The organism is Roseovarius sp., assembly GCF_040223625.1.
GTDB lineage: Bacteria > Pseudomonadota > Alphaproteobacteria > Rhodobacterales > Rhodobacteraceae > Roseovarius.
Genome location: NZ_JAVKFX010000058.1, coordinates 1 through 23,253 on the forward strand (window position 1 = coordinate 1; position 23,253 = coordinate 23,253).

General features: G+C 67.5%; 24 protein-coding genes. 17 read left to right on the plus strand and 7 right to left on the minus strand.

The genetic code is table 11. The features are described from left to right. Nucleotides 1-785: IS110 family RNA-guided transposase (locus tag RLN94_RS16760; protein ID WP_350169298.1), on the minus strand; the 785-nt coding region annotated here is incomplete at its 3' end. A 371-nt stretch (nt 786-1,156) separates the two neighbouring features. Continuing rightward, nucleotides 1,157-1,528: a MerR family transcriptional regulator gene (locus RLN94_RS16765; protein ID WP_350131457.1), complete on the minus strand. Its 372-nt coding sequence runs from the start codon at nt 1,526-1,528 to the stop codon at nt 1,157-1,159. Nucleotides 1,529-1,648: 120 nt separating this feature from the next. Between RLN94_RS16765 and RLN94_RS16770 the strand changes: the two genes are divergently transcribed. The 5 genes from RLN94_RS16770 to RLN94_RS16790 all read left to right on the plus strand — a co-directional run bounded on the left by RLN94_RS16770 (nt 1,649) and on the right by RLN94_RS16790 (nt 6,328). Next, entirely contained in the window at nt 1,649-2,071 is a 423-nt protein-coding gene (locus tag RLN94_RS16770; protein WP_350131455.1) for a PaaI family thioesterase, read from the plus strand. Beyond that, on the plus strand, nt 2,071-2,580 hold the full coding sequence (locus tag RLN94_RS16775) for a PaaI family thioesterase (RefSeq protein WP_350131453.1): 510 nt from the start codon (nt 2,071-2,073) through the stop codon (nt 2,578-2,580). Before RLN94_RS16770 ends, RLN94_RS16775 begins: the two co-directional genes overlap by 1 nt. Then, complete coding sequence (locus tag RLN94_RS16780) at nt 2,573-3,892, plus strand: MATE family efflux transporter (protein ID WP_350131451.1); 1,320 nt, start codon at nt 2,573-2,575, stop codon at nt 3,890-3,892. The genes RLN94_RS16775 and RLN94_RS16780 overlap by 8 nt, the downstream gene beginning before the upstream one ends. Nucleotides 3,893-4,011: 119 nt before the next feature. After that, nucleotides 4,012-4,830: a bifunctional allantoicase/(S)-ureidoglycine aminohydrolase gene (locus RLN94_RS16785; RefSeq protein ID WP_350131449.1), complete on the plus strand. Its 819-nt coding sequence runs from the start codon at nt 4,012-4,014 to the stop codon at nt 4,828-4,830. Nucleotides 4,831-5,332: 502 nt separating this feature from the next. After that, entirely contained in the window at nt 5,333-6,328 is a 996-nt protein-coding gene (locus tag RLN94_RS16790) for a type I glyceraldehyde-3-phosphate dehydrogenase (RefSeq protein ID WP_350131447.1), read from the plus strand. Between the two features lie 113 nt (nt 6,329-6,441). Here the strand turns inward: RLN94_RS16790 and RLN94_RS16795 are convergent, their stop codons facing one another. Beyond that, nucleotides 6,442-6,927 (minus strand): ureidoglycolate lyase, encoded by a 486-nt coding sequence (locus RLN94_RS16795; RefSeq protein ID WP_350131445.1) that lies wholly within the window; start codon nt 6,925-6,927, stop codon nt 6,442-6,444. Next, nucleotides 6,924-8,342, minus strand: coding sequence for an allantoinase PuuE (puuE, locus tag RLN94_RS16800; RefSeq protein WP_350131443.1), 1,419 nt, complete (start codon nt 8,340-8,342; stop codon nt 6,924-6,926). The genes RLN94_RS16795 and puuE overlap by 4 nt, the downstream gene beginning before the upstream one ends. A gap of 148 nt (nt 8,343-8,490) precedes the next feature. Here puuE and uraH point away from each other — a divergent pair, with 148 nt between their 5' ends. From uraH to RLN94_RS16815, 3 genes are all read left to right on the plus strand, one after another. Next, the gene (uraH, locus tag RLN94_RS16805; protein WP_350131441.1) at nt 8,491-8,844 is read left to right on the plus strand and encodes a hydroxyisourate hydrolase; all 354 of its coding nucleotides are present in this window, start codon (nt 8,491-8,493) and stop codon (nt 8,842-8,844) included. Between the two features lie 618 nt (nt 8,845-9,462). Continuing rightward, the gene (locus RLN94_RS16810) at nt 9,463-11,046 is read left to right on the plus strand and encodes a sensor histidine kinase (RefSeq protein WP_350131439.1); all 1,584 of its coding nucleotides are present in this window, start codon (nt 9,463-9,465) and stop codon (nt 11,044-11,046) included. 73 nt (nt 11,047-11,119) lie between these two features. Further along, entirely contained in the window at nt 11,120-11,425 is a 306-nt protein-coding gene (locus tag RLN94_RS16815; protein WP_350131437.1) for an SH3 domain-containing protein, read from the plus strand. Nucleotides 11,426-11,793: 368 nt separating this feature from the next. On the opposite strand, the gene RLN94_RS16820 is transcribed toward RLN94_RS16815, so the two are convergent. Genes RLN94_RS16820 through RLN94_RS16830 form a run of 3 tightly spaced genes read right to left on the minus strand, consistent with a single transcriptional unit; the run spans nt 11,794 to nt 13,711 of the window. Continuing rightward, nucleotides 11,794-12,297 carry a hypothetical protein gene (locus RLN94_RS16820; RefSeq protein ID WP_350131435.1) on the minus strand — a complete coding sequence of 168 codons (504 nt, stop codon included), beginning with the start codon at nt 12,295-12,297 and terminating at the stop codon, nt 11,794-11,796. A 44-nt stretch (nt 12,298-12,341) separates the two neighbouring features. Beyond that, on the minus strand, nt 12,342-12,953 hold the full coding sequence (locus tag RLN94_RS16825; RefSeq protein WP_350131433.1) for an enoyl-CoA hydratase/isomerase family protein: 612 nt from the start codon (nt 12,951-12,953) through the stop codon (nt 12,342-12,344). Beyond that, nucleotides 12,950-13,711, minus strand: coding sequence for an SDR family oxidoreductase (locus tag RLN94_RS16830; RefSeq protein WP_350131431.1), 762 nt, complete (start codon nt 13,709-13,711; stop codon nt 12,950-12,952). The genes RLN94_RS16825 and RLN94_RS16830 overlap by 4 nt, the downstream gene beginning before the upstream one ends. 119 nt (nt 13,712-13,830) lie before the next feature. Between RLN94_RS16830 and RLN94_RS16835 the strand changes: the two genes are divergently transcribed. The 9 genes from RLN94_RS16835 to RLN94_RS16875 all read left to right on the plus strand — a co-directional run. Continuing rightward, nucleotides 13,831-15,369 (plus strand): DUF2125 domain-containing protein, encoded by a 1,539-nt coding sequence (locus tag RLN94_RS16835; RefSeq protein ID WP_350131429.1) that lies wholly within the window; start codon nt 13,831-13,833, stop codon nt 15,367-15,369. A gap of 309 nt (nt 15,370-15,678) precedes the next feature. Further along, on the plus strand, nt 15,679-16,236 hold the full coding sequence (locus RLN94_RS16840; RefSeq protein WP_350131427.1) for a hypothetical protein: 558 nt from the start codon (nt 15,679-15,681) through the stop codon (nt 16,234-16,236). 238 nt (nt 16,237-16,474) lie between these two features. Then, nucleotides 16,475-17,821, plus strand: a complete 1,347-nt coding sequence (locus RLN94_RS16845) for a TldD/PmbA family protein (protein ID WP_350131425.1) — start codon at nt 16,475-16,477, stop codon at nt 17,819-17,821. Continuing rightward, on the plus strand, nt 17,808-18,584 hold the full coding sequence (locus tag RLN94_RS16850; RefSeq protein ID WP_350131423.1) for a 3'(2'),5'-bisphosphate nucleotidase CysQ: 777 nt from the start codon (nt 17,808-17,810) through the stop codon (nt 18,582-18,584). The genes RLN94_RS16845 and RLN94_RS16850 overlap by 14 nt, the downstream gene beginning before the upstream one ends. A gap of 184 nt (nt 18,585-18,768) precedes the next feature. Beyond that, nucleotides 18,769-19,683, plus strand: a complete 915-nt coding sequence (locus RLN94_RS16855) for a DMT family transporter (protein WP_350131422.1) — start codon at nt 18,769-18,771, stop codon at nt 19,681-19,683. A 347-nt stretch (nt 19,684-20,030) separates the two neighbouring features. Then, nucleotides 20,031-20,402, plus strand: a complete 372-nt coding sequence (rpsL, locus tag RLN94_RS16860) for a 30S ribosomal protein S12 (RefSeq protein ID WP_057817984.1) — start codon at nt 20,031-20,033, stop codon at nt 20,400-20,402. 12 nt (nt 20,403-20,414) lie between these two features. Beyond that, nucleotides 20,415-20,885 carry a 30S ribosomal protein S7 gene (gene rpsG, locus RLN94_RS16865; protein WP_057817982.1) on the plus strand — a complete coding sequence of 157 codons (471 nt, stop codon included), beginning with the start codon at nt 20,415-20,417 and terminating at the stop codon, nt 20,883-20,885. Nucleotides 20,886-20,905: 20 nt separating this feature from the next. Continuing rightward, a complete protein-coding gene (fusA, locus tag RLN94_RS16870; RefSeq protein WP_350130974.1) occupies nt 20,906-23,029 on the plus strand; it encodes an elongation factor G in 2,124 nt (707 codons plus the stop codon). A gap of 83 nt (nt 23,030-23,112) precedes the next feature. Next, nucleotides 23,113-23,253 (plus strand): GTP-binding protein (locus tag RLN94_RS16875; RefSeq protein WP_350130975.1); only part of this gene is annotated, 141 nt, incomplete at its 3' end.

Consider the following 23,253-nt stretch of genomic DNA (forward strand, 5'->3'; position numbering starts at 1 on the left):
TCGTAGCGGCTGGCGATGAACCCCGCGAGGTAGAGCGTCCGGCGCACCTCGGCCCGGCCGCCCCAGATCCGGCGTCTGCCACGGAACCGGCCGCTGTCGCAGGCATGCGGCGCGAGACCCGCCAGTTTCGCGATGGCCCGGCGGTCGAGCCGGCCGAGCTCGGGCAGCCGAGCCAGCAGGCGCGCCGCCAGCAGCGGCCCGATACCCGGCATCGTCCGCAACAGCCGCGACCGGTCCGAGAGGGCCGCATCCGCCCCGATGACCGCCGCGATCTCGGCCTCGAGCTTCCCGATCCGGCGGCGCAGCACCGCGATCATGCCCTGCAGGTCGCGCCGCACGGACGGGTCGCGGGCCTGGTGCAGGCGCGTCACCTCGGCCTGCAGCATCGCGCCGAGATCGTCCCGGCGGCCCACCAGCGCGGCCAGCCGCACCCGGTCGGGATCGGCCGGCGGCGTCGGGCGCGGGGCGAGCGCCCGGCCCATCTCGGCCAGCATACGCGCATCGACCCGGTCGGTCTTGGCCAGCCGGCCGGTGGCGCGGGCGAACTCCCGCGCCTGCCGCGGATTGACCCGGGCGTAGACGACACCCGCCGCGTCGAGCGCCTCGGCCAGCGGGCGCTCATAGCCGCCCGAGGCCTCGAACACCACCAGCGCGCCCCGCGCCCGGGCCGCGAAGGCACGAAGCCCGGCGGCGCGCATCTGCACCCGCTCCGCCCGACCGGTGGAAAGAAAGAAGACGTCGATCCAGTCCTTGGCAATATCGACGCCGATGACATCTTGTGGCATAGTCATGGGGCCTGTCCTTGATCTGCGGGATCGGCTGGTTGCACAGCCCTCCCTGGCAACTGTTCAGGTTTGACAACGGTCGGCAGACGAGCCCCAGGCTACGCGACGGTCTCAAGGACCAAGGGTGGGACGGGGTCTCGCCTGCCGATACCGAATATCACACAGATCAAAGAGACAAGGGTGTGTTCGGCGCGATAAAGTGTGAGCCAGGACCGTTGCAGCGCCTCCCCACGGACCGGCGCTCGCCCGGCGGGGCACCGTTGCATGTCGTAGTTATCACACAGATTTCAGGAATGTATTGCCCGCCCCGGGCCTGACCCGGGGCCTCTGGTTGGCTTGAGGTCCCGGCTCGGGGGCCGGGACGGGGTCGCTCAGGACGTGAAGTTCTTCGCCACCTCGTCGCGGGTGTGGCGGAGTTCGGTCATGGCCTCTTCGAGCTGGGCGCGCTGGCGGTCGAGTTCGGCGAGTTTCCGGTCGGCCATCTCGACCCAGTTGCGCATCTGGGCCTCGGTGCCTTCCTCCTCGTAGATTTCCAGCCATTGGCGGATCTCCTCGAGCGCGAAGCCCCAGCGGCGGCCGCGCAGGATGAGGGTCAGGCGGGCCACCTCGCGCGGGCCGTAATAGCGGGCGCGGCCGTCGCGTTCGGGGCTGAGCAGCTCGATATACTCGTAATAGCGCAGGGTGCGCGGGGTCACGTCGAACTTCGCGCACATTTCCTTGAAGGTCAGACGGCTTTCCGGCATCGTTCAGGCTCTCCCTTCCGCGAAAGTAGAACCATGTGCCGCGCAGGGCAACTGCCGGTCTTGCGGGCCGGGGCGGTTCCGGCTCATAAAGGGCGCGCCACCGGACAGAAGGGGAGGCGCATGGGCGTCGACAAGACCAAGATCGCCGAGCAGTTCATCAAGGCCATCCCGCATTCGGAAGCGCTGGGCATGACGGTGACCCGGATCGACGAGGGGTTCGCCGCGATCGAGATGCCGTATGACGACCGGTTCGTGGGCGACCCCCGGACCGGGGTGATCCATGGCGGCGCGGTGTCGGCGCTGATGGATACCTGCTGTGGCGCGGCGGCGCTGAGCCATCCGGATTGCGGCGGCACCACCGCGACGATCGATCTGCGCATCGACTACATGCGCCCCGCCACCCCCGGCCAGCGCATCCGCGCCGAGGCCGAATGTTTCCACGTGACCCGCACCGTGGCCTTCGTGCGGGCGCGGGCGATGGATGACGATGCCGACCGGCCGGTGGCCACGGCGACCGGCACTTTCACGACGGGGAAGACCTGATGGCGCGCGAGAAGCCCGAACCGGTACAGGTGATCAAGCAGCGCCGCGACGCCGCGCTTCACGCGCTGGTGGACGGGGTGCCCTATATCCGGTTCCTCGGGATCGAGTTCGACCGGCGGGGCGACGAGCTGACCGCGATCATGCCGTTCAAGGACGACCTGATCGGCAATCCCGCGCTTCCGGCGATCCATGGCGGGGCGACGGCCGCCTTCCTCGAGGTGTCGTCGATCATCGGGCTGAGCTGGGCGATGCTGTGGGAGGAGATCGAGAGCGGGCGGCTGGACCCCGAGAAGCTGGTGGGGGGCGATCTGCCGAGCCTGCCCAAGACGATCAGCTTCACGGTGGATTACCTGCGCTCGGGCCTGCCGCGGGATGCCTATGCAAGGGCCCGGGTCAACCGTTCCGGCCGGCGTTACGCCTCGGTGCATGTGGAGGCGTGGCAGGACAACCGCGCCCGCCCCTTCGCCCAGGCGACGGGCCATTTCCTGATGCCGCGCGGGGATGGCTGAAGGGCCGCGCGCGGTCACGCATGGCCGTGTCCTGCGGATCGCGCTTCCGATCGTGATCTCCAATGCCACCGTGCCCATCCTGGGCGCGGTGGATACCGGCGTGGTGGGGCAGATGGGGCTTGCCGCGCCGATCGGGGCGGTGGGGATCGGGGCGGTGATCGTGACCGCCGTCTACTGGCTGTTCGGGTTTCTGCGGATGGGCACCACGGGCCTGACGAGCCAGGCGCTGGGCGCGGGGCAGGCGGGGGAGGTGGCGGCGCTGCTGACCCGGTCGCTGATGATCGGGCTGACCGGGGGCGTGCTGTTCATCCTGCTGCAGGGGCCGGTCTTCGACCTGGCCTTCCGGGTCTCGCCCGCCAGTGCCGAGGTTGAGGGGCTGGCGCGGGAGTACATGGCGATACGCGTGTGGAGCGGGCCCGCGCTGATCGCGATGTATGGCGTGACCGGCTGGCTGATCGCGCAGGAGCGGACGGGGGCGGTTCTGGCCATCCAGGTGGCAATGAACGGCCTCAATATCGTGCTTGATTTATGGTTCGTGCTGGGGCTCGACCTTGGGGTGGCGGGCGTGGCCTGGGCCACGTTCATTGCCGAGTGGTCGGGGCTGGCGCTGGGCCTGTGGTTCTGCCGGGCGGCGTTCCGGGTGCCGGCGTGGCGCGACTGGCCAAGGGTGTTCGACCGGGTACAGCTGAAACGGATGGCCAGCGTGAACCGCGATATCCTGTTGCGCTCGCTGATGCTGGAGACGGTGTTCGTGTCGTTCCTGTTCCTGGGCGCGGATTTCGGCGACGTGACGCTGGCCGCGAACCAGGTGCTGTTGCAGTTCCTGCATATCGTGTCGAACGCGCTGGACGGGCTGGCCTTTGCCGTCGAGACCATGGTGGGGCAGGCGGTGGGGCGGCGCGACGGCGCGATGCTCCGGCGCGGGGCGCTGGTGACGGGCTTGTGGGGGGTGATCATCTCGGTCGGGCTGGCGCTGGTGTTCTGGGCGTTCGGGGGGATGATCATCGACCTGATGGCCAAGGCGCCCGAGGTGCAGGCGGCGGGGCGCGAGTATCTTGTCTACATGGTGGTGGCGCCGGTGCTGGGGGTGGCAGCCTACATGCTGGACGGCATCTTCATCGGCGCGACGCGGGCCGGGGACATGCGCAACATGATGGCGGTGAGCCTGCTGGTCTACGGCGTGGCGGTGGTGCTGCTGGTGCCGTGGCTGGGCAATCACGGGCTGTGGGTGGCGCTTTTGATCAGCTTCGTGGCGCGCGGCGTGACGCTGGGGTTGCGCTATCCGGCGCTGGAGGCGGCGGCGCGGGGCTGAGGCGATCTTCAGGCAAAAGCTGATTGTCCTTCAGCCGGGCGGGGGCGGTTTATGCGTTGCCTTGGGGGCGCGGCGGGGCTTTGCTTGGGGGTGATCCCGAACCTGATGGAAAGCCGCCCATGACCGACCGTAGCTACTATTCCCCCGAGGGCGGCTTGCCGCCGCAGACCGGTTTGCTGACCGACCGGGCCGTGTTCACCGAAGCTTATGCCGTGCTGCCACGGGGGACGATGCGGGACATCGTGACCTCGCGCCTGCCGCATTGGGAGGGGACGCGGCTGTGGGTGCTGGCACGGCCGCTGTCGGGGTTTGCCGAGACGTTCTCGCATTACATCATGGAGGTTGCGCCGGGTGGGGGCTCGGAGCGGCCCGAGAGCAACGAGGAGGCCGAGGGGGTGTTGTTCGTGACCTCCGGCGAGGTGGTGGTGACGCTTGGCGGGGAAGAGCACCGGCTGGGCGAGGGGGGGTATGCGTATCTGCCCGCGGCCTGTGACTGGCGGCTTGCCAATGACGGTGAGGCGGTGGCGGTTTTCCACTGGATCCGCAAGGCCTATGAGCCGGTCGAGGGGCTGGGCTGGCCCGAGCCGGTCTTCGCCGACGAGAAGACGGTGGCGCCGCACCCGATGCCCGAGACCGAGGGGCGTTGGGCCACGACGCGGTTCGTCGATCCGGACGACATGCGCCACGACATGCACGTGACGATCGTGACGCTGGAGCCGGGCGCGGTGATCCCGTTCATGGAGACGCACGTGATGGAGCACGGTTTGTACGTGCTGGAGGGGAAGGCGGCCTACAAGCTGAACACCGACTGGGTCGAGGTGGAGGCGGGCGATTACATGTGGCTGCGCGCCTTTTGTCCGCAGGCCTGTTACGCGGGGGGGCCGGGGAAGTTCCGCTACCTGCTCTACAAGGATGTGAACCGGCATATGGCGCTGTGAGGCGGAGTTAACTCAAACTTTATCGGATCGCCCGATGCTGCCTTCCGCCGTGACACTTCGCGGCGAGAGGAGGTGAGCACGCTGAATGAAAGACCATTTAGAGCAGTCATGCTGGCCGTGGCGATCGCAACTCTGATCGTGGCCATCATGCAGCTTTGGACAGGGCTTTAGGGTTCTGGGCAAAGTAGGCCCCGCGTAGCTGACACTACGCGGGGCTGATTCCGGTGAAAGCACTGAAATCCCATTTAGAACAGTCCCAGTATTCTGCCAATTTCTTAAGATTTAGTAAAGGCGGGTGTGGTTCGAAGGTTAACCTCACCCCGGGCCGGGCGCGTCATGGGGCGATGCCGGTGCAGATCGACCCTGCCGCGCGTCTCCTAAGATTTCGTGAAGCCGCGCGGCGTTGCGCGGGTTTGATCAAATTTCGTGTCAGGGGCTGGCAAATCCGGCGGCGCGGGCGGACAGTCCGGCGAGAAGAGTCGCTTTTGCCGGAGAGGCCCCCATGACCGAGACCCCCATTCGCATCGCCCTGAACGGGTTTGGCCGGATCGGCCGGACGCTGTTGCGTATCCTGCTGCGCGAGGCGCCGGACGTGGAGCTGGTGCTGATCAACGATATCGAGCCGCTGGAGACCTGCGCCTATCTCTTCGAGTATGACAGCGTCTATGGCCCGTGGCCGGGCGAGGTGGCGACGGAGGAGGGTGCGCTGGTGGTGGACGGCCGGACGATCCCGTTTCACGCGGCGCCGGATTTGAGCGCGCTGGACCTGTCGGGCGTGGACCTCGTGCTGGAATGCACCGGCATGGGCGGCAAGCGGGCGGTGGCCGAGCGCGGGCTGGCGGCCGGGGCGAAGGCGGTGCTGGTCTCGGGGCCCTCGGCGGAGGCGGACGTGACGCTGGTGATGGGGGCCAACGAGGGCAAGCTGGGCGATGAGCGGATCATCTCGAACGCCTCCTGCACGACCAACGCGCTGGCGCCGCTGGTGCGGGTGCTGGACGAGGCCTTCGGAGTGGAGAGCGGGCAGATGACCACGGTGCATTGCTATACCGGCAGCCAGCCGACGGTCGACAAGCCCCGCGGCGCGCCGGAGCGCAGCCGGGCGGCGGCGCTGTCGATGGTGCCCACGACCACCAGCGCGCAGCACCAGACCGGGCTTGTCCTGCCGCACATGGCGGGGCGGATCGAGGCGCGGGCGATCCGGGTGCCGACGGCGAGCGTCTCCTGCATCGACCTGACCGTGCAGCTGCGCGAGGCGGTGACGGAGGCGGAGGTGAACGCGGTGCTGCGCGCGGCGGCGGAGGGCGCGCCCGTCTTCGGCTGGACCGAGAAGCCGCTGGTCAGTGCCGACCTGCGGGGGCGGCCGGAATCGATCGTGATGGTCGGGCCGGAGACCTCCGTCTCGACCGGAGGGTTGCTGCGGGTCTTCGGCTGGTACGACAACGAGTGGGGGTTTTCCTGCCGGATGCTGGACATGGCGCGGCTGATCGCACGGCGCTAGGGGGGCCAGCCCCCCACGTTGAAATCAGGAGACCAAGAAGAAGCATGGGGACCCCTTGTTTCTTCTGGCCGGAAATATCCCGGGGTGAGGCCGAAGGCCGAGGGGCAGCGCCCCTATTCGGCGGTGACGGTATAGGGGGTGTCGAACCAGTGTTCTTGAAGGTTCGGGCCCTCGCCGATGCGGTCGATCACGGCGAAGAGGCCGGGGGGCGCGAGGGGGGTGAGGACGCCGTGCCAGGTGTTGCGGGCGATCTGGATGCCTTCGCCGGGCTGGGTGAGGAAGGCGAGCGGCGTGCCGGGGCGGCCGCTTTCGTCGGGGGCGACGATGACGAGGAAGCTGGTTTCGTAGAGCGGCAGGAAGGCCTGGGAGCCCAACGGGTGGCGTTCGACCATGTCGAGCCGGTAGGGCAGGCTGCGGGGTTGGGCGTCGAACAGGCTGATGCCGGGGGTGCCGTCGGAGATGTCGGCCAGGGCCAGCGCGTGGTGGCGGCCGCAGAGGCCCTGGTTGATGAGCATATCCGGGTCCGGCCGGCGGGCGATGACGCTGCCGAAGGGGGCGAAGGCGGATTGCGTCAGGGGCCGGGCCGTGACGGTGGTCATGGCAGGATGTCCTGCAGGCGCAGCTCGGCGATGCGCTCGACCTGGGCGCAGGCGGTGGCGAATTCGACGCTGCTGTGATTGGCGAGGCGGGCTTCGAAGGCGGCGAGGATGCCCGCCTTGTCGTGGTCGCGCACGGCGATGATGAAGGGGTGGCCGTGCTTGGCGACATAGGCGTCGTTGAGCCGGGTGAAGGTGGCGCGCTCTTCGTCGGTGAGCATGTCGAGCCCGGCGGAGGCCTGTTCGGCGGTGGACTCGTTGGTCAGCCGGCCGGCGGCGGCGAGCTTGCCGGCAAGGTCGGGGTGGGCCTTGAGCACGGCGAGCTGCCTGTCGCGCGGGGCGGTGCGGAAGGCGCGGGCGAGGGCCGAGGCGAGGCCCGCCGCGCTGTCATGGGCCGGGCCGAGTTCGAGGTCGTAGGCGTCTTCGGCGACCCAGGGGGAATGTTCGAAGATGCCGCCGAAACGGGCGATGAAGGTGTCGCGGTCCATCTCGGAGGGGCGCTCGAGACGTTCGGGCGGATGGGTTTGGGCCCAGTGGCGGGCGATGTCGATGCGGCGGGCGACCCAGACGCCGTCATGCGCGGCGATGTGATCGAGGAAGCGCTGCAGGGCCATGACACGGCCGGGGCGGCCGATCAGGCGGCAATGCAGGCCGATGGAGAGCATCTTGGGCGCGCCGGCTTCTCCTTCCGCATAGAGCGCGTCGAAGCTGTCGCGGAGATAGGCGAAGAACTGGTCGCCCGAGTTGAACCCCTGCGGCGTGGCGAAGCGCATGTCGTTGCAGTCGAGCGTGTAGGGGATGATGAGCTGGTCGCGGCCGGAGAGGGTGACCCAGTAGGGGAGATCGTCGGCATAGGTGTCGGAGATGTAGTCGAACTGCCCCGTCTGCGCCGCCAGCGGCACGGTGTTGACCGAGCAGCGGCCGGTGTACCAGCCGCGGGGCTTCTCGCCGGTGACTTCGGTGTGGAGGCGGATGGCCTCGACCATGTCGGCATGCTCGGCCTCGGGCGTGTGGTCCTTGTAGTCGATCCATTTCAGGCCGTGGCTGGCGATTTCCCAGTCCGCGGCCTGCATGGCTATGACCTGTTCCGGGGATCGGGCGAGCGCCGTGGCGACGCCGTAGACGGTGAGGGGCAGGCCGCGCGAGGTGAAGAGCCGGTGGAGGCGCCAGAACCCGGCGCGGGCGCCGTATTCGTAGACCGATTCCATGTTCCAGTGGCGCTGGCCGGGCCACGGCTGGGCGCCGGGGATCTCCGACAGGAAGGCCTCGGAGGCGGCGTCGCCATGCAGCAGGCAGTTCTCGCTGCCTTCCTCGTAATTGAGGACGAACTGGACGGCGATCCTTGCCTCGCCGGGCCAGTGCGGGTGCGGCGGGGTGGGGCCGTGGCCGCGCATGTCGCGGATGTAGCGTTGGGGCATGGCGACGCCTTCCGTGAGTGGTGGATGCCGGTAGTCTAGACGAGGGCCTTGCCGGAGACTTTCCGATAAAACCTGAAGGACTTACAATGATTTCCTGCGTGACCGGGGCCCCGGTGCGCGGCAGGGTGGCGACAGGAGGACCGAAGAGATGGCCGGATATCTGACAACCCATGTGCTCGACACCGCGCGGGGCCGCCCGGCGGCGGGCATGACCGTGGAGCTTTACCGCATCGAGGGCGAAAAGCGCAGCCTTGTCAGGGCGTTGCAGACCAATTCCGACGGGCGGACGGATGAGCCGATATTGCCGGAGGCGGAGTTTCAGGTGGGCACGTACGAGCTGGTCTTCCATGCCGGGGATTACATCGATGCCCGGTTCTCGCCGCCGGACAGCCCGCGGTTTCTGGACGAGGTGCCGATAAGGTTCGGGATGTCGGAAGCGGTGCATTACCACGTGCCGCTTCTGGTGTCGCCGTTCGGGTATTCGACCTACCGCGGGAGCTGAGGTAGGCGAATCGGGGTTAACCGGTTGGAATGGCTTGGAAATGCCGCGTCGGTATCACGTCGGTATCACGTCGGTATTTTGTCGGTGTTTTTTCGGTTCATCGCGCGGGTTGATGTGGCGTTCGGTGGGGGGTGGCGCGAGATGTTGTGTGCGGTGCAACGGGGGTATGGTGGGTTGGCACACACCCTACGGGTCTTGGTTGGGTCGTCGGGGGGAAGCGGAGGTTTGAGGCCCCGGGTCAAGCCCGGGGCGGGGGTGCGAGTTTTCGGTTTGGTAGCAAGGTCGAGGGGTGAGCCTAAGTGCGGGCCGGTCTCGTTGCAGCGCGTCCCCACGGGCCGGCGCTCGTCAGGCGGGGTGGCAGGAGGTGATTGGCGAGGGTGCGAGGCCCCGGGTCAAGCCCGGGGCGGGGGGAACGTGGAGGGCGAGGCCCCGGGTCGGGGTCGGGGCGGGGAGCGGGAGGCGCTGGGCCCTGGTCCGGGGGCCGGGGCCGGGCGTGCGTGAAAAACCCCGGACAAGACTTTGTCTTTGCGGTGAATGTTTCTACGTATATGCCTGTGATGCAGCGGGCATGGAGAAGGTGATCAGGTGCTGAGGCGGCAGGGTACGGGCGCGACGCCGATGAGTTTTCTCTCGGGCGAGGGGGAGATGGCGCGGCGTATCCGCGAGCATGACTGGGCGGCGCATCCGTTCGGGGTGCCCGACGCGTGGCCGCAATCGTTGCGGGCGGCGCTGGGGATCTGCCTGAACTCGGCCTTTCCGACGGCGATCTACTGGGGGCCGGAGCTGCGCCTGCTGTACAACGATGCGTGGTCGGCCATTCCGGGCCCGCGCCATCCCGCCTGTCTGGGCGAGCCGGCGGCGGAGGTGTGGTCGGATATCTGGCACGTGATCGAGCCGCAGTTCGGCCGGGTGATCGAGACCGGCGAGGGCCTGTTCGTCGACGACCAGATGCTGCCGATGCGGCGCTACGGAATCGAGGAGGAGACCTACTGGTCCTACAGTTTCACGCCCATCCGCGGCGAGGACGGCACCATCGTCGGCATCTACAATTCCGGGCAGGAGACCACCGACAAGGTGCTGCGGCAGCGGCAGACGGCCTTCCTGCTGGAGGTGGGCGACCGGGTGCGCGAGCTGACCGGGGCCGAGGAGATCATGACCGAGGTCTGCCGGATGCTGGGCGAGCACCTGGGCGCGATGCGGGTGGGCATCCGCGAGCGCGACCCCTCGGCCGAGCTGTTCCCGGTGGCGCTGGAATGGCTGGCCGAGGGCGTCGCCCCCGCCGGGCCGGGGGTGCACTGGCCGTGGCTGGGCCGGCTGCGCGACGGGCTGGAGGCCGGCAAGGCCGTGAGGGTCGACCGGACGGCGGAGGTCGAAGACCAGCGGGCGCGCGAGATGTTCGCCCGGCTGGGGGCGGAGGCGGCGCTGGCGCTGCCCTCGTTCAAGTTCGCGAGCCTGAGCGCGGTGATGTTCGTGCATCGCGACAGGCCCCATGGCTGGACCGACGAGGAGGTGGCGACCGCGGGCCAGGTCTTCGGCCTCGCGACCCAGACGATCGAGCGCGAGCGGGTGCTGGCGCGGGAAAAGGCGATGCTGCAGGAGATCGACCACCGGGCGCGCAACCTACTGGGGATCTCGCAGGCGCTGGTGCGGCTGACCCGGGCGGAGGACGTGGCGGGGTACAAGACTTCGCTTCTGGAGCGGCTGACCGCGCTGGGCAAGACGCTGGGCATCCTGTCGGACGCCAAGTGGGTCGGCGCCGGGCTGCAGGAAGTGCTGGAAAGCGAGCTGGCGCCGTTCCTGTCGGAGGACGGGCGGGTCAGCCTGCACGGGCCGCGGGTGGTGCTGAACCCGTCGATGGTGCAGCCGGTGGCGATGGCGCTGCACGAGCTGACCACCAACGCGGTGAAATACGGGGCGCTGTCGGAGGACGAGGGCACGCTGGACATCGGCTGGGAGATCGGCGCGGACCGGGTGCTGCGGCTGGTTTGGCGGGAGCGGTGCGCCGCCGCCGCCGGGGCGGTGGAGCCGGAGACGGCGGGGTTCGGCACGCAGCTTCTGACGCTGGCGGTGGAGGACCAGCTTGACGGCAGCATCAGCCGCCGGGTGGAGGACGGCACGTTCGAATGCGTGCTGAGCCTGCCGATGCCGGAGGAGGCGGCGGAGGAGGCCGCGACGCCGACAGAGGCGGGGGCGCCGGGCTGATCTTTCGCTTTCGCCCGCGGCCGGATTGGGCCAGAAAGGGGCGAAAGAAGAGGGCGAAAATCAGGAGGGCAGGATGCGCAGGATAATGGTTGGCGCGGTGACGCTGGCGGTGCTGGCGGGGTGCAACACGCAGCCCACGCCGATGCTGATCGGGATGACCGGCCGGGCCGAGGTGGCCGGCGTGGAAGCGGGCGACATGCTGAAGCTCAGGGCCGGGCCGGGGCTGGGCTACGAGGTGATCGTGGGCCTGCCGAACGGGACGCTGATGCGGACGGGCGCGTGCAACCGGGTGGGCGGCACGGTCTGGTGCGAGGCGGCGCTGGACCGCGATCCGGGGACCAAGGGGTACGTGTCGGAGACGTATCTGCGGAAGTTGTGACGGGGGGTGGAGGTGGGTTGGCACCCACCCTACGGGTGACCGTGGCACGCGCCTTGCGGGGCGGATGATGTGCGAGGAGCCGGGACGGGTGACGGGTGAGGTTGAAACTGGATATCGGATTCGCCGGGTGCGGAGACGCGCGGGCGCCTGCCCGTGGGGTGGCGCTCACAACTTGTCCGGAGCGTGATTTATGGTAGCCAAGCACGTCCTCTCTCTCTGCGATGTGTGACATTCGCAAAAGCGCCAGCCCGTGGGGACGGGCAGGCGCTCGCGCGGCGGCCTTCGGCCTCGATTCCGCGCGGGGTAAAGGCCGCCGCGTGCGGCTCAGTGCAGAATTTCGCGATTGCCATACCGGTTGAGTGGCGGAACTAGCCGGTTTGTTCGCGAATGTCTGCCCAAGTCCTGATGGCTTCGCCCAGCAAGCGGTCTGCTGCAACGAGCGCATGGTCTATTTGGTCCGTTGTGATAGGACTTGAATAGGCCCGCCAGTCTGGTTTCTTTTTTGACCCGAAGTTCTTAAAGTATTCGCAGGTCAGCGTTCCGTCAGGTCGCATATGCCAAGCGCCGTGGACCGCCATATGACGATTGTCGATATCCCGGTCAACTTCATCCAATATCGCTGTCACGCGCTCAGGAAAAGTGACCTTTCCTCCGTTAATGGCCGAACGAAGGCCTTCGATCAGCGCTGGTGTTACCTTTCGTTGGGATAGTGCAGTATGAACATCTGCGTCATCTGTAACATCGTAACCTTCGGCATCAAAAAGTATATGCCATAGTACCTTTTCGAGATGCGCACAGGTTTGAACATACTTGCCCTGACGTAGCAAAATTTCGTCCGAGATAACACTGTTGATCCACATCTTCCCTTGCATACAGCTGCCCCCATTAGGTGTTTAATCCGCTTACCTAGGCCCCCTCACACCCGGCACATCCCCTTGATCGTCGCGGCGTGGACCGGGTCGGCGGCCAGCGTGTCGGCGGCCAGCGCGTGGGCGGTGGCGATCAGCTCCTCCGGCTCGGCTATGCGGTCGAAGAGGCCCCAGGCGAGGGCGGTTTCGGCGTCGACCTTCTGGCCGGCCATCAGGATCATGCGTGCCCGTGACGGCCCCACCAGCCGGACCAGGCGGCCGGGGTCGGAGGGCTGGGGCAGGAAGCCCAGCTTCATCACCGGGTAGAAGGCCTTGGCCGTGGGCACCGCGACGCGCAGGTCGCAGGCCAGCACCATGCCCATCGACCCGCCCGCGACGGTGCCGTTCAGGGCCGCGATGGTCAGGCCACGCAGGCCGGTGATGGCCGAGGAGAGCCGTTCCCAGGCGGAGCTTGTGGCCAGCCCGGCCTTCGCGGCCTCGAGGTCGGCGCCGGCAGAGAAGACCTTGCCCGTGCCGGTCAGGATCAGGGCGCGGGCCTCGTCGGCGCTTTCGGCGATGTCGGCCAGTTCGGTCAGCATCGGCTCGGTCAGGGAATTGGCCTTGTCGGGGCGGTCGATGGTTACCGTCCAGAGCCCGTCGGTCTTGTCGAGGCTGATCATGCGAGGCCTGCCCGGCGACGGATGTCGTCCTGTCGGAGGCTGACTTCCTCGCCGATGTAATCGTCGGCGTCGGGGCTGCACATCCAGAGGAGCGTCTTCGCGGGCCATTCGGGGGGGATGTGATCCTCCCAGTCCAGTTCCGAGACGGGGTTGACGCCGCTGGCCTTGATCTCGCGCTGCATCTGGGTGGCCACCGTGCCGGGCGAGAGACCCATGATGCGCAGGCCCGCGCCGCGGTTCTCGAGGTCGGCGCAGCGGGTCAGCATGGCGGCGCCGGCCTTGGAGGTGCAATAGTGGCTCCAGCCTTCCAGCGGGGCATGGGCGGCGCCGGAGGAGACGGTGATGATGGTGCCGGCGCCTGCGTCCTTCATCACCGGGATGGCGGCGCGCATGCCGTTGAATACGCCCTTGAGGTTGATGTCGATCACCTTGCCCCATTCCTCGGGGTCGATGGCGTCGAGATGGCTGATCGGTTCGATCACGCCGGCATTGCCGATCAGGATGTCGAGCCCGCCGAAGGCCTTCTGGCAGGCGGCGACCGCGGCCTCGACCTCCCAGTAACGGGAGACGTCGCAGGGGATGGCGACCGCCTGTTTGCCGATCTCGCCGGCGATCTCGGCGATGGCGTCGCCGTTGCGCGCGGCCAGTGCCACGTTCGCGCCCGCCTCGGCGAAGACCCGCGCCGCCGCCGCGCCGATGCCGCGGCTGGCCCCGGTGATGAGCACCGTCTTGCCGACGACCGTCTCTGTCACACTCATTTCGTACCTCCCTGCATTCAATCCCGCTAATCTCGGACACGTGCGGCCGGGCAACTATGTCTTGACCCGGCCCGTGCTTGGGCAGAAGCTATACTCGAATTTTAAAAACGGAAGGGTTGATGATGACATCCTGGAGGAGAACTGCCGCGTCGGTGGCCGCGCTTTGCGTCATTTCGGGCGGGACCGCGGCCTATGCCGACGTGACGGCCGAACAGGTCTGGGCCGATTGGCGCGATTACATGAAGGACGCCGGCTATACGCTGGAGGCGACCGAGAACCGGTCGGGCGACACGCTGACGGTCAGCGGCATCAGCATGACGTTCGAGGTGCCGGAAGAGGACATGACGATCGACATGTCGATGGGCGACATGAACTTTGTCGACAATGGCGACGGGACGGTGTCGATCACCGTGCCGCCGAGCCTGCCGATCGACATTTCCGTCGATGCCGAGGATGGCGAGGACGTGGAGATCGGGATCGACTATGCCACCGAGGGCCTGTCGATCGACGTCTCGGGCGACCCGGAGAACATGACCTATGCCTATTCCGCCGCGAGCCTCGCGCTGACGCTGGTCAGCCTGAACATCGAGGGCGAGGACGTGCCGATGGACGAGTTCGGCCAGGCCGAGTTCCGGATGGCCGATGTCGAGGGCACGACCGAGATGTCGGTGGGCAACCTGCGCAACTCGGTGCAGAAGTTCACCACCGGCGCGGTCAGCTACGTGATGGATTTCAACGAGCCCGACGATGGCGACGGCCGCTTCGTGATCCGCGGCGAGGCCGACGGCATGCAATTCGACGGCACCGCCAGCCTGCCCGCCGACATGGACCCCGAGCAGATGGCGGCGGCGCTGAAGGCGGGCTTCGCCTTCGACGGCAGCTTTTCCTTCACCAACGGCTCGTCGAACTTCAACTTCAAGGACGGCGAGGAGACGGTGCAGGGCGCGAGCAGCTCGGGCACGGGTCAGCTTGGCCTGAAGATGGACGAGAGCGGCCTCAGCTATTCGGGCGAGGGCACGGACATCACCATGTCGATGGCCGGGGCCGAGATACCGTTCCCGCTGGAGCTGGCGATGCAGCAGGCCGGGTTCAACCTGACCATGCCGGTGACCGCCGGCGAGGAGGAACAGGATTTCGCGCTGGGCCTGACGCTGGGCGATTTCACCATGTCCGACCTGATCTGGGGCATCTTCGACCCGAGCGGGCAGTTGCCGCGTGATCCGGCGACGGTGGCCTTCGACGCCACCGGCACGGTCAAGCTGCTGGTCGACCTGCTCGACCCCGAGGAAATGGAGCGTGTCGAGGAGGGCGAGGCGATGCCGGGCGAGCTGAATTCGCTCGACCTCAACAGCCTGACGATCAGCGCGGCGGGTGCCGAGCTGACCGGCGATGGCAGCTTTACCTTCGACAACAGCGACCTGACCACCTTCGAGGGGATGCCGGCGCCGACCGGGTCGGTGAACCTGATGCTGGTGGGCGGCAACGCGCTGCTCGACAAGCTGGTGGCCATGGGCTTCGTGCCCGAGGAGCAGGCCGCCGGGGCGCGGATGATGATGGGCCTCTTCGCCGTGCCGGGCGATGGCGAGGACACGCTGACCTCGACCATCGAGGTCAAGGGCGACGGCCAGATCCTCGCCAACGGGCAGCGCATCAAGTAACGCGCCTGGCGTGATGGAAACGGGGAAGGCTGCAATCGGACGGTTGCAGCCTTTTCCTTTGGGGGTGTCGCCCCGTGCGCATCATGAGAAGGGTATCGGAGCTGGGGAATGAAGGGTCACGACATCATGAGACCTGCCGCGCGTTTTCTTGCGTCGTTTGCGCTGATGGTCAGACTGGTGTCCCCATTGAAGGCCCAGACCCCCGGCGCGGGGTCGGATTGCTTCGAGCGTCCGACCGCCTCGGCGGCTCTCCGTAACAACGGTGACTCCGTGGCGGTTCCGGGCCTTTTGCCACGGGTTCGAATCCCCGTGGAAGGGTTTCTGGAACTCGTGCCGGCGCCGGGCCGGGAAGACGGCGACCGGGCCCTGGCCCCTACCGGTGATTTCACCAACGCGGTGGGCCCGTATGACCCGGTGTCCCGGCGGCTCTACCTCTGGGCGTATTCCAAGGTCGGCTGGATCGAGGTCTATCAGCGTTCCGGAACATGGCTGTTCGGCGAGGGCGGAAAGCTCCGCCCGCGGCTGTATAATAGCTCGCAAGACGGCAAGGGTGATTCAGTGAGGCATGTCCGGAGGAGCGAGGTGCTGGGGCTTCAGTTCTACGGGGGGTGGACGGCCGAGCACTGGCTGACGGGCTGGCGATCCTATCGGTTCTACCAGATCAGCGGGGCCGGGATGACGCGGGTGCCCGAGATCGAGGCCAGGGAGTTGGGGTATCTCGGTGATGACCCGGTGGCGGGGATGGCCGTTCTCGTGCCGGCGGAGGGGGCGTGGGCGGACCGGGTGGGCGGCCTGGTCTGGTATGACGGGAGCCGGGTGATCGAGCCGGGGCCCGGCGAGGCCATACCCGACACGCACTGCAGGTAGCTGATCCCGGGCCTGTATGCAGCGTGCAGACGGGGGTAGATGCCGGGGGGCCATGACAGGATATCGTGAGATGGCGGGCACACCGTGACCTCGACCATCGAGCTGAAGCCGGGCGGCGTGATCGCGGCCAACGGCCAGCGCGTGCGCCAAGGCGGCTGGCCCCAGGGGCCGAGGGGCACGGGCTTGCACGGGCGGGCGCGGCGGTCTACCTGTTCCCGGCAATCAGGAAAGGCAGGGCATGACCGACACGCTGGAGAACATCACCGCGGCCTTGATCGACGCCGCCCGCAAGGCCGGGGCCGACAGTGCCGACGCCATCGCGCTGAAGGGCAGCGCGGTGACGATCGACGTGCGGGCCGGAAAGCTGGAGCAGGCCGAGCGGTCGGAGGGCACGGATATGGGCCTGCGGGTGCTGGTGGGCCGGCGGCAGGCCTGTGTCTCGGCCTCGGACACGCGGGACGAGACGATCGGCGTGCTGGCCGAGCGGGCCGTGGCGATGGCGCGCGAGGCGCCGGAGGATCCCTATGCCGGGCTGGCCGATCCGGGGCAGCTTGGCACGGGCTGCGAGGCCGGGGCGCTGGAACTGGCCGATCCGGGCGAGGAGCCCTCGCCCGAGGTGCTGCAGGACGAGGCGCTGGCGGCGGAGGCCGCGGCGCTGGGGGTGACGGGCGTTAGCCAGGTGCAGTCGTCGACCTCGGCCTGGTCGCGGCGGGCGGTGCACATGGCGGGCTCGAACGGGTTTTCCGGCGGGTACGAGCGCACCGATGCGGCGATCCATTGTTCCGCCATTGCCGGCAGCGGCACGGGGATGCAGCGCGACGCCGATGGCGACAGCCGCATCTTCCGGGGCGATCTGCGGAGTGCCGCGGATATCGGCCGGGTGGCGGGCGAGCGGGCGGCGTCGCTGCTGGGGGCGAAGCGGCCGAAGACAGGCGCCTACCCGGTGCTGTTCGACGAGCGCATCGCGGCCTCGCTGATCGGGCATTTGCTGGGCGCGGCCGATGGCAGCGCCGTGGCGCGGGGCCAGTCCTGGCTGCGCGGGCGGCTGGGCGAGCCGGTGCTGCCCGCCGGGCTGAGCGTGATCGAGGATCCGCACCGGCCGCGGGTGACGGGCTCGCGCCCGTTCGATGCGGAGGGGCTGCCGACGCAACGGCGGGCGCTGGTGGATGAGGGAGTGCTGACTGGCTGGATCCTGGACCTCTCGACGGGCCGCAAGCTGGGGATGGAGAGCACCGCGAACGCCAAGCGCGGCACCTCCGCCCCGCCGAGCCCCGGCCCGTGGAACATCGCGCTGACCCAAGGCACGCAGAGCCGCGACGACCTGCTGCGCGAGATGGGCACCGGGCTGCTGGTGACCTCCATGATCGGGGCGACGATCAACCCCAACACGGGCGATTACTCGCGCGGGGCCTCGGGGTTCTGGGTGGAGAAGGGCGAGATCACCTACCCGGTGCAGGAATGCACGATCGCCGGGAACCTGCCGGAGATGCTGCGCAACATGGTCCCGGCCAACGACGCGCGGCCGTGGCTGAGCCGCGTGGTGCCATCGCTTCTGGTCGAGGGGCTGACGCTTGCCGGGGAGTGACCTTGCCCTGCTGATCGACGCGGCGCGGCAGGCGGGCGAGGTGGCGGCGGGCTTCGCCGCCGAGACGGCGAAGCGCTGGGACAAGCCGGGTGGCCTGGGCCCGGTGACCGAGGCCGACCTTGCCGTGAACGACGTGCTGGAGCGGGTGCTGCGCGGGGCGCGGCCCGACTATGGCTGGCTGTCGGAGGAGAGCGAGGACGGCGCGGCGCGGCTGGCCTGCCGGCGCACCTTCATCGTCGACCCGATCGACGGCACGCGGAGCTTCATCGAGGGCTCGGGCACCTGGGCGCATTCGCTGGCGGTGGTGGAGGAGGGCACGGTGACGGCGGGCGTCGTCTTCCTGCCGATGCGCGACAAGCTTTACGCCGCCGCGACGGGGCAGGGGGCGACGCTGAACGACCGGCCGCTGAAAGTCTCGGACCGGACGGAGCTGACCGGCGCCTCGGTGCTGGCGGCCAAGCCCGTCTATGCGCCGCAGCACTGGCGCGGGGCGGTGCCGGAGGTGAAGCGCATCTACCGCCCGTCGCTGGCCTACCGCCTCAGCGTGGTGGCGGAGGGGCGGGCCGACGCGATGTTCACCCTGCGCCCGACATGGGAATGGGACGTGGCCGCCGGCGACGTGATCCTGCGCGAGGCGGGGGCGGCCACCTCGGACCGGGCGGGCGAGCGGCTGGTCTTCAACAACCCCCATCCGCAGGTCAACGGCATCGTCGCCGCCAACCCGGCGCTGCACGGGGCGATCACCGGCGCGCTGGTGGTCTGACCCGGCCCGCTGGGGCACGCCCCTCGCGGTGCAATCGAGATTGCCTTTTCTTCTTGGTCGCAATACTCCGGGGGGAGCGTTGAAATCTTCGATTTCAACGTGGGGCGCTGGCCCCCCCTGTTTCGGTCGGATCGCCCGAAGGGCGGTCCGATCCCTTTTGAGTTCCGACGGGAAGCCCCGAAGAATGGCCCGATCCGACAACCTGACCGGTGCGCTGCTGATGATGGCGTCGATGGCGGCCTTCACGCTGAACGACACCATGATGAAGCTGCTGGCGGGCGAGATCCCGCTGTTCCAGGTGCTGTTCCTGCGCGGCGTTCTGACCACGCTGGCGGTGGCGGCGATCGCGTGGTGGATGGGGGCGCTGAAGGCGCGGGTGTCGCGGCGCGACCGGTGGGTCATCTTCTGGCGCACGGTGGGCGAGACCGGGGCGGCCTATTTCTTCCTGACCGCGCTGTTCAACATGCCGCTGGCCAACGTGACCGCGATCCTGTCGGCGCTGCCGCTCACGCTGACACTGGCCGCCGCGCTGTTCCTGCGCGAGCCGGTGGGCTGGAAGCGGCTGGCGGCGATCGTGGTGGGCTTTGCCGGGGTGATGCTGATCGTCCGGCCGGGGGCGGCGGATTTCAACCTGTTCTCGCTCTACGCGCTGACCGCGGTGGGATTCGTGACGCTGCGGGACCTGTCGACGCGGCGGCTGTCGAAGGAGACGCCGTCGATGCTGGTGACGCTGATCACCTCGGCCGCGATCATGGTGTTCTTCGGGCTGGGCAGCCTTGCGGGCGAGTGGGTGCCGATGGACGCCCGCGCGCTGGGGCTGACCGGCGGGGCGGCGTTCATGATCATCGGCGGCTACCTGTTCTCGATCATGGTGATGCGGGTGGGCGAGATCGGGTTCACCGCGCCGTTCCGCTATACCGGGCTGATCTGGGCGCTGGTGCTGGGCTGGCTGGTCTTCGGCGACTGGCCCGAGACGATCACCCTGGTGGGCGCCGCGATCGTGGCGGGCAGCGGGCTTTTCACGCTCTACCGCGAGTCGCGGCTGGCCCGGGCCGAGCGCATCGCGCAATCCGCCCCCACGCGGCCGCGAGGGATGTAGACGGGCCGGGCGGGCCCGCATGCGCCCGGCGCATGACGGGTTTACCCCGGCACAAACCCGGCACAAACCCGCGCGCGAGGCTGTTGACAACGATTCCGACTCCGCCTATACGCCGCTCCATCCCGGCCAAAGGGGCCTTCCCCGAGAGCCGATATCAGAACTGTAGTGGTCATGATCCGGGCGGTGAGCGCCCCGATCCTCTGGAATTCCACCGCGTCGTACCGGCAGGTTGCAGGGTACGGGTGCGGTTATTGCGTTTTGCGGACGCGTAAGGCGCGCATTTTGATGAAACCCGCACGGGGATGCCCGTGCAGACACATGTGTTGAGAGACGGGGAAAGAGACCCAATGCCAACGATCCAGCAGCTGATCCGCAAGCCGCGGCAGCCGAAAACAAGAGCCACCAAATCCATGCACCTGCAGGGCTGCCCGCAGAAGCGTGGCGTTTGCACGCGCGTCTACACCACGACGCCGAAGAAGCCGAACTCGGCCATGCGGAAGGTTGCCAAGGTGCGCCTGACCAACGGCTACGAGGTCATCAGCTACATCCCCGGTGAAAGCCACAACCTTCAGGAACACTCTGTCGTCCTGATCCGCGGCGGCCGTGTGAAAGACCTTCCGGGCGTCCGTTACCACATCCTGCGCGGCGTGCTCGACACGCAAGGCGTCAAGGACCGTAAGCAGCGCCGCTCGAAATACGGCGCCAAGCGTCCGAAGTAAGAGGAAGAGAAGATGTCCCGCCGTCACGCTGCTGAAAAACGCGAAATCCTGCCCGACGCCAAGTTCGGCGACCGGGTTCTGACGAAATTCATGAACAACCTGATGATCGACGGCAAGAAATCCGTTGCCGAACAGATCGTCTACAACGCGCTCGACCGGGTCGAGGACAAGGTCAAGCGCGCGCCCGTCGAGATTTTCCACGAGGCGCTCGACAACATCAAGCCGTCGGTCGAGGTTCGCTCGCGCCGGGTTGGTGGCGCCACCTACCAGGTGCCGGTCGAGGTTCGCCCGGAACGCCGCGAAGCGCTGGCCATCCGCTGGCTGATCAACGCCTCGCGCGCCCGCAACGAGAACACCATGGAAGAACGCCTCGCCGGCGAGCTGCTGGATGCTGTGAACAGCCGCGGCTCGGCCGTGAAGAAGCGCGAAGACACCCACAAGATGGCCGAAGCCAACAAGGCCTTCAGCCACTACCGCTGGTAAACCCTAGAGGCATCTGACCAATGGCACGCGATTATCCGCTGGAACGCTACCGCAACTTCGGCATCATGGCCCACATTGATGCCGGCAAGACCACGTGTTCGGAACGCATCCTGTTCTACACCGGCAAGTCCCACAACATCGGCGAGGTGCATGACGGCGCCGCGACGATGGACTGGATGGAGCAGGAACAGGAACGCGGCATCACCATCACCTCGGCCGCGACCACGACCTTCTGGCAGTGGCAGGAAGACCCGACCAAGGAAGGGACCTCCGACACCAAGTACCGGATGAACATCATCGACACGCCCGGCCACGTCGACTTCACCATCGAGGTGGAGCGTTCGCTGGCCGTGCTCGACGGTGCGATCTGCGTGCTGGATGCCAATGCCGGTGTCGAACCCCAGACCGAGACCGTCTGGCGCCAGGCCGACCGCTACAAGGTGCCGCGCATCGTCTTCGTCAACAAGATGGACAAGATCGGCGCCGACTTCTTCAACTGCGTCGAGATGATCGAAAGCCGCACCGGCGCACGGGCGGTTCCGATCGCCCTGCCGATCGGCGCCGAGAACGAGCTGGAAGGCACCATCGACCTCGTGACCATGGAAGAATGGGTCTGGAAGGGCGAGGACCTGGGCGCGTCCTGGACCCGCGGCCCGATCCGCGACGAGCTCAAGGACGTGGCCGAGGAATGGCGCGGCAAGCTCATCGAGAACGCCGTCGAGATGGACGACGACGCGATGATGGAATACCTGGAAGGCAACGAGCCCGACATCCCCACCCTGCGGAAACTGATCCGCAAGGGCTGTCTGTCGCTGAGCTTCGTGCCGGTTCTGGGCGGTTCCGCCTTCAAGAACAAGGGTGTGCAGCCGCTGCTGAACGCCGTGGTCGACTACCTGCCCAGCCCGATGGACGTGGTCGATTACATGGGCTTCGCGCCGGACGACGAGACCGAGACCCGCAACATCGCGCGCCGCGCCGATGACAAGATGCCGTTCTCGGGCCTTGCGTTCAAGATCATGAACGACCCGTTCGTGGGCTCGCTCACCTTCACCCGGATCTATTCCGGTGTTCTGAAGAAGGGCGACAACATCATGAACTCGACCAAGGGCAAGAAAGAGCGCATTGGCCGGATGATGATGATGCACTCGAACAACCGCGAGGAGATCGAGGAAGCCTTTGCCGGCGACATCATCGCGCTGGCGGGTCTGAAGGACACCACCACCGGCGACACGCTCTGCGATCCGAAAGAGCAGGTCGTTCTGGAAACCATGACCTTCCCGACCCCGGTGATCGAGATCGCCGTCGAGCCGAAGACGAAGGCCGACCAGGAGAAGATGAGCCAGGGCCTGGCGCGGCTTGCCGCCGAGGACCCGTCCTTCCGCGTCGAGACCGACCTCGAGTCGGGCCAGACCATCATGAAGGGCATGGGCGAACTTCACCTCGACATCCTCGTCGACCGCCTCAAGCGGGAGTTCAAGGTGGAAGCCAATATCGGCGCCCCGCAGGTGGCCTATCGCGAGACCATCGGTCACGAGATCGAGCACACCTACACCCACAAGAAACAGTCGGGTGGCTCGGGCCAGTTCGCCGAGGTCAAGATGATCATCAGCCCCACCGAGGCGGGCGAAGGCTACAGCTTCGAGAGCCGCATCGTCGGTGGCTCGGTGCCGAAGGAGTACATCCCCGGCGTCGAGAAGGGCATCGAGAGCGTCATGGACAGCGGCCCGCTGGCCGGCTTCCCGGTGATCGACTTCAAGGTCGCGCTGATCGACGGCAAGTACCACGACGTCGACTCGTCGGTCATGGCCTTCGAGATCGCCGCCCGGATGTGCATGCGTGAAGGTCTCCGCAAGGCCGGCGCCAAGCTGCTCGAGCCGGTCATGAAGGTCGAGGTGATCTCGCCGGAGGAATATACCGGCAACGTCATCGGCGACCTGACCAGCCGTCGCGGCCAGGTGTCGGGGCAGGAGCCCCGCGGCAACGCCATCGCGATCAACGCGAACGTGCCGCTGGCCAACATGTTCGGCTATATCAACACGCTGCGTTCGATGTCCTCGGGCCGCGCGCAGTTCACGATGCAGTTCTCGCATTACGATCCGGTTCCGCAGAACATCTCGGACGAGATCCAGGCGAAATACGCTTAACGGGATGCCGGGCTGAAGCCCGGCCTACCCACCCACCGTAGGCCGGGCGTCAGCCCGGCACCCGAAAAGACAAGGAGGCCATCATGGCAAAGGAAAAGTTTGACCGTTCGAAACCGCACGTGAACATCGGCACGATTGGGCACGTTGACCACGGCAAGACGACGCTGACCGCGGCGATCACCAAGCAGTTCGGCGAGTTCCGGGCGTATGACCAGATCGACGCG

Bases quoted from the DNA above. Each gene is read 5' to 3' on its own strand.
- puuE (WP_350131443.1), bottom strand. From the start codon at position 8,342: ATGCCCCAACGCTACATCCGCGACATGCGCGGCCACGGCCCCACCCCG.
- RLN94_RS16785 (WP_350131449.1), top strand. From the start codon at position 4,012: ATGACCGACCGTAGCTACTATTCCCCCGAGGGCGGCTTGCCGCCGCAG.
- RLN94_RS16810 (WP_350131439.1), top strand. From the start codon at position 9,463: ATGAGTTTTCTCTCGGGCGAGGGGGAGATGGCGCGGCGTATCCGCGAG.
- RLN94_RS16855 (WP_350131422.1), top strand. From the start codon at position 18,769: ATGGCCCGATCCGACAACCTGACCGGTGCGCTGCTGATGATGGCGTCG.
- RLN94_RS16820 (WP_350131435.1), bottom strand. From the start codon at position 12,297: ATGCAAGGGAAGATGTGGATCAACAGTGTTATCTCGGACGAAATTTTG.
- rpsL (WP_057817984.1), top strand. From the start codon at position 20,031: ATGCCAACGATCCAGCAGCTGATCCGCAAGCCGCGGCAGCCGAAAACA.
- fusA (WP_350130974.1), top strand. From the start codon at position 20,906: ATGGCACGCGATTATCCGCTGGAACGCTACCGCAACTTCGGCATCATG.
- RLN94_RS16790 (WP_350131447.1), top strand. From the start codon at position 5,333: ATGACCGAGACCCCCATTCGCATCGCCCTGAACGGGTTTGGCCGGATC.
- uraH (WP_350131441.1), top strand. From the start codon at position 8,491: ATGGCCGGATATCTGACAACCCATGTGCTCGACACCGCGCGGGGCCGC.
- RLN94_RS16835 (WP_350131429.1), top strand. From the start codon at position 13,831: ATGATGACATCCTGGAGGAGAACTGCCGCGTCGGTGGCCGCGCTTTGC.
- RLN94_RS16845 (WP_350131425.1), top strand. From the start codon at position 16,475: ATGACCGACACGCTGGAGAACATCACCGCGGCCTTGATCGACGCCGCC.
- RLN94_RS16775 (WP_350131453.1), top strand. From the start codon at position 2,071: ATGGCGCGCGAGAAGCCCGAACCGGTACAGGTGATCAAGCAGCGCCGC.
- RLN94_RS16770 (WP_350131455.1), top strand. From the start codon at position 1,649: ATGGGCGTCGACAAGACCAAGATCGCCGAGCAGTTCATCAAGGCCATC.
- RLN94_RS16825 (WP_350131433.1), bottom strand. From the start codon at position 12,953: ATGATCAGCCTCGACAAGACCGACGGGCTCTGGACGGTAACCATCGAC.
- RLN94_RS16795 (WP_350131445.1), bottom strand. From the start codon at position 6,927: ATGACCACCGTCACGGCCCGGCCCCTGACGCAATCCGCCTTCGCCCCC.
- RLN94_RS16815 (WP_350131437.1), top strand. From the start codon at position 11,120: ATGCGCAGGATAATGGTTGGCGCGGTGACGCTGGCGGTGCTGGCGGGG.
- RLN94_RS16830 (WP_350131431.1), bottom strand. From the start codon at position 13,711: ATGAGTGTGACAGAGACGGTCGTCGGCAAGACGGTGCTCATCACCGGG.
- RLN94_RS16765 (WP_350131457.1), bottom strand. From the start codon at position 1,528: ATGCCGGAAAGCCGTCTGACCTTCAAGGAAATGTGCGCGAAGTTCGAC.
- rpsG (WP_057817982.1), top strand. From the start codon at position 20,415: ATGTCCCGCCGTCACGCTGCTGAAAAACGCGAAATCCTGCCCGACGCC.
- RLN94_RS16780 (WP_350131451.1), top strand. From the start codon at position 2,573: ATGGCTGAAGGGCCGCGCGCGGTCACGCATGGCCGTGTCCTGCGGATC.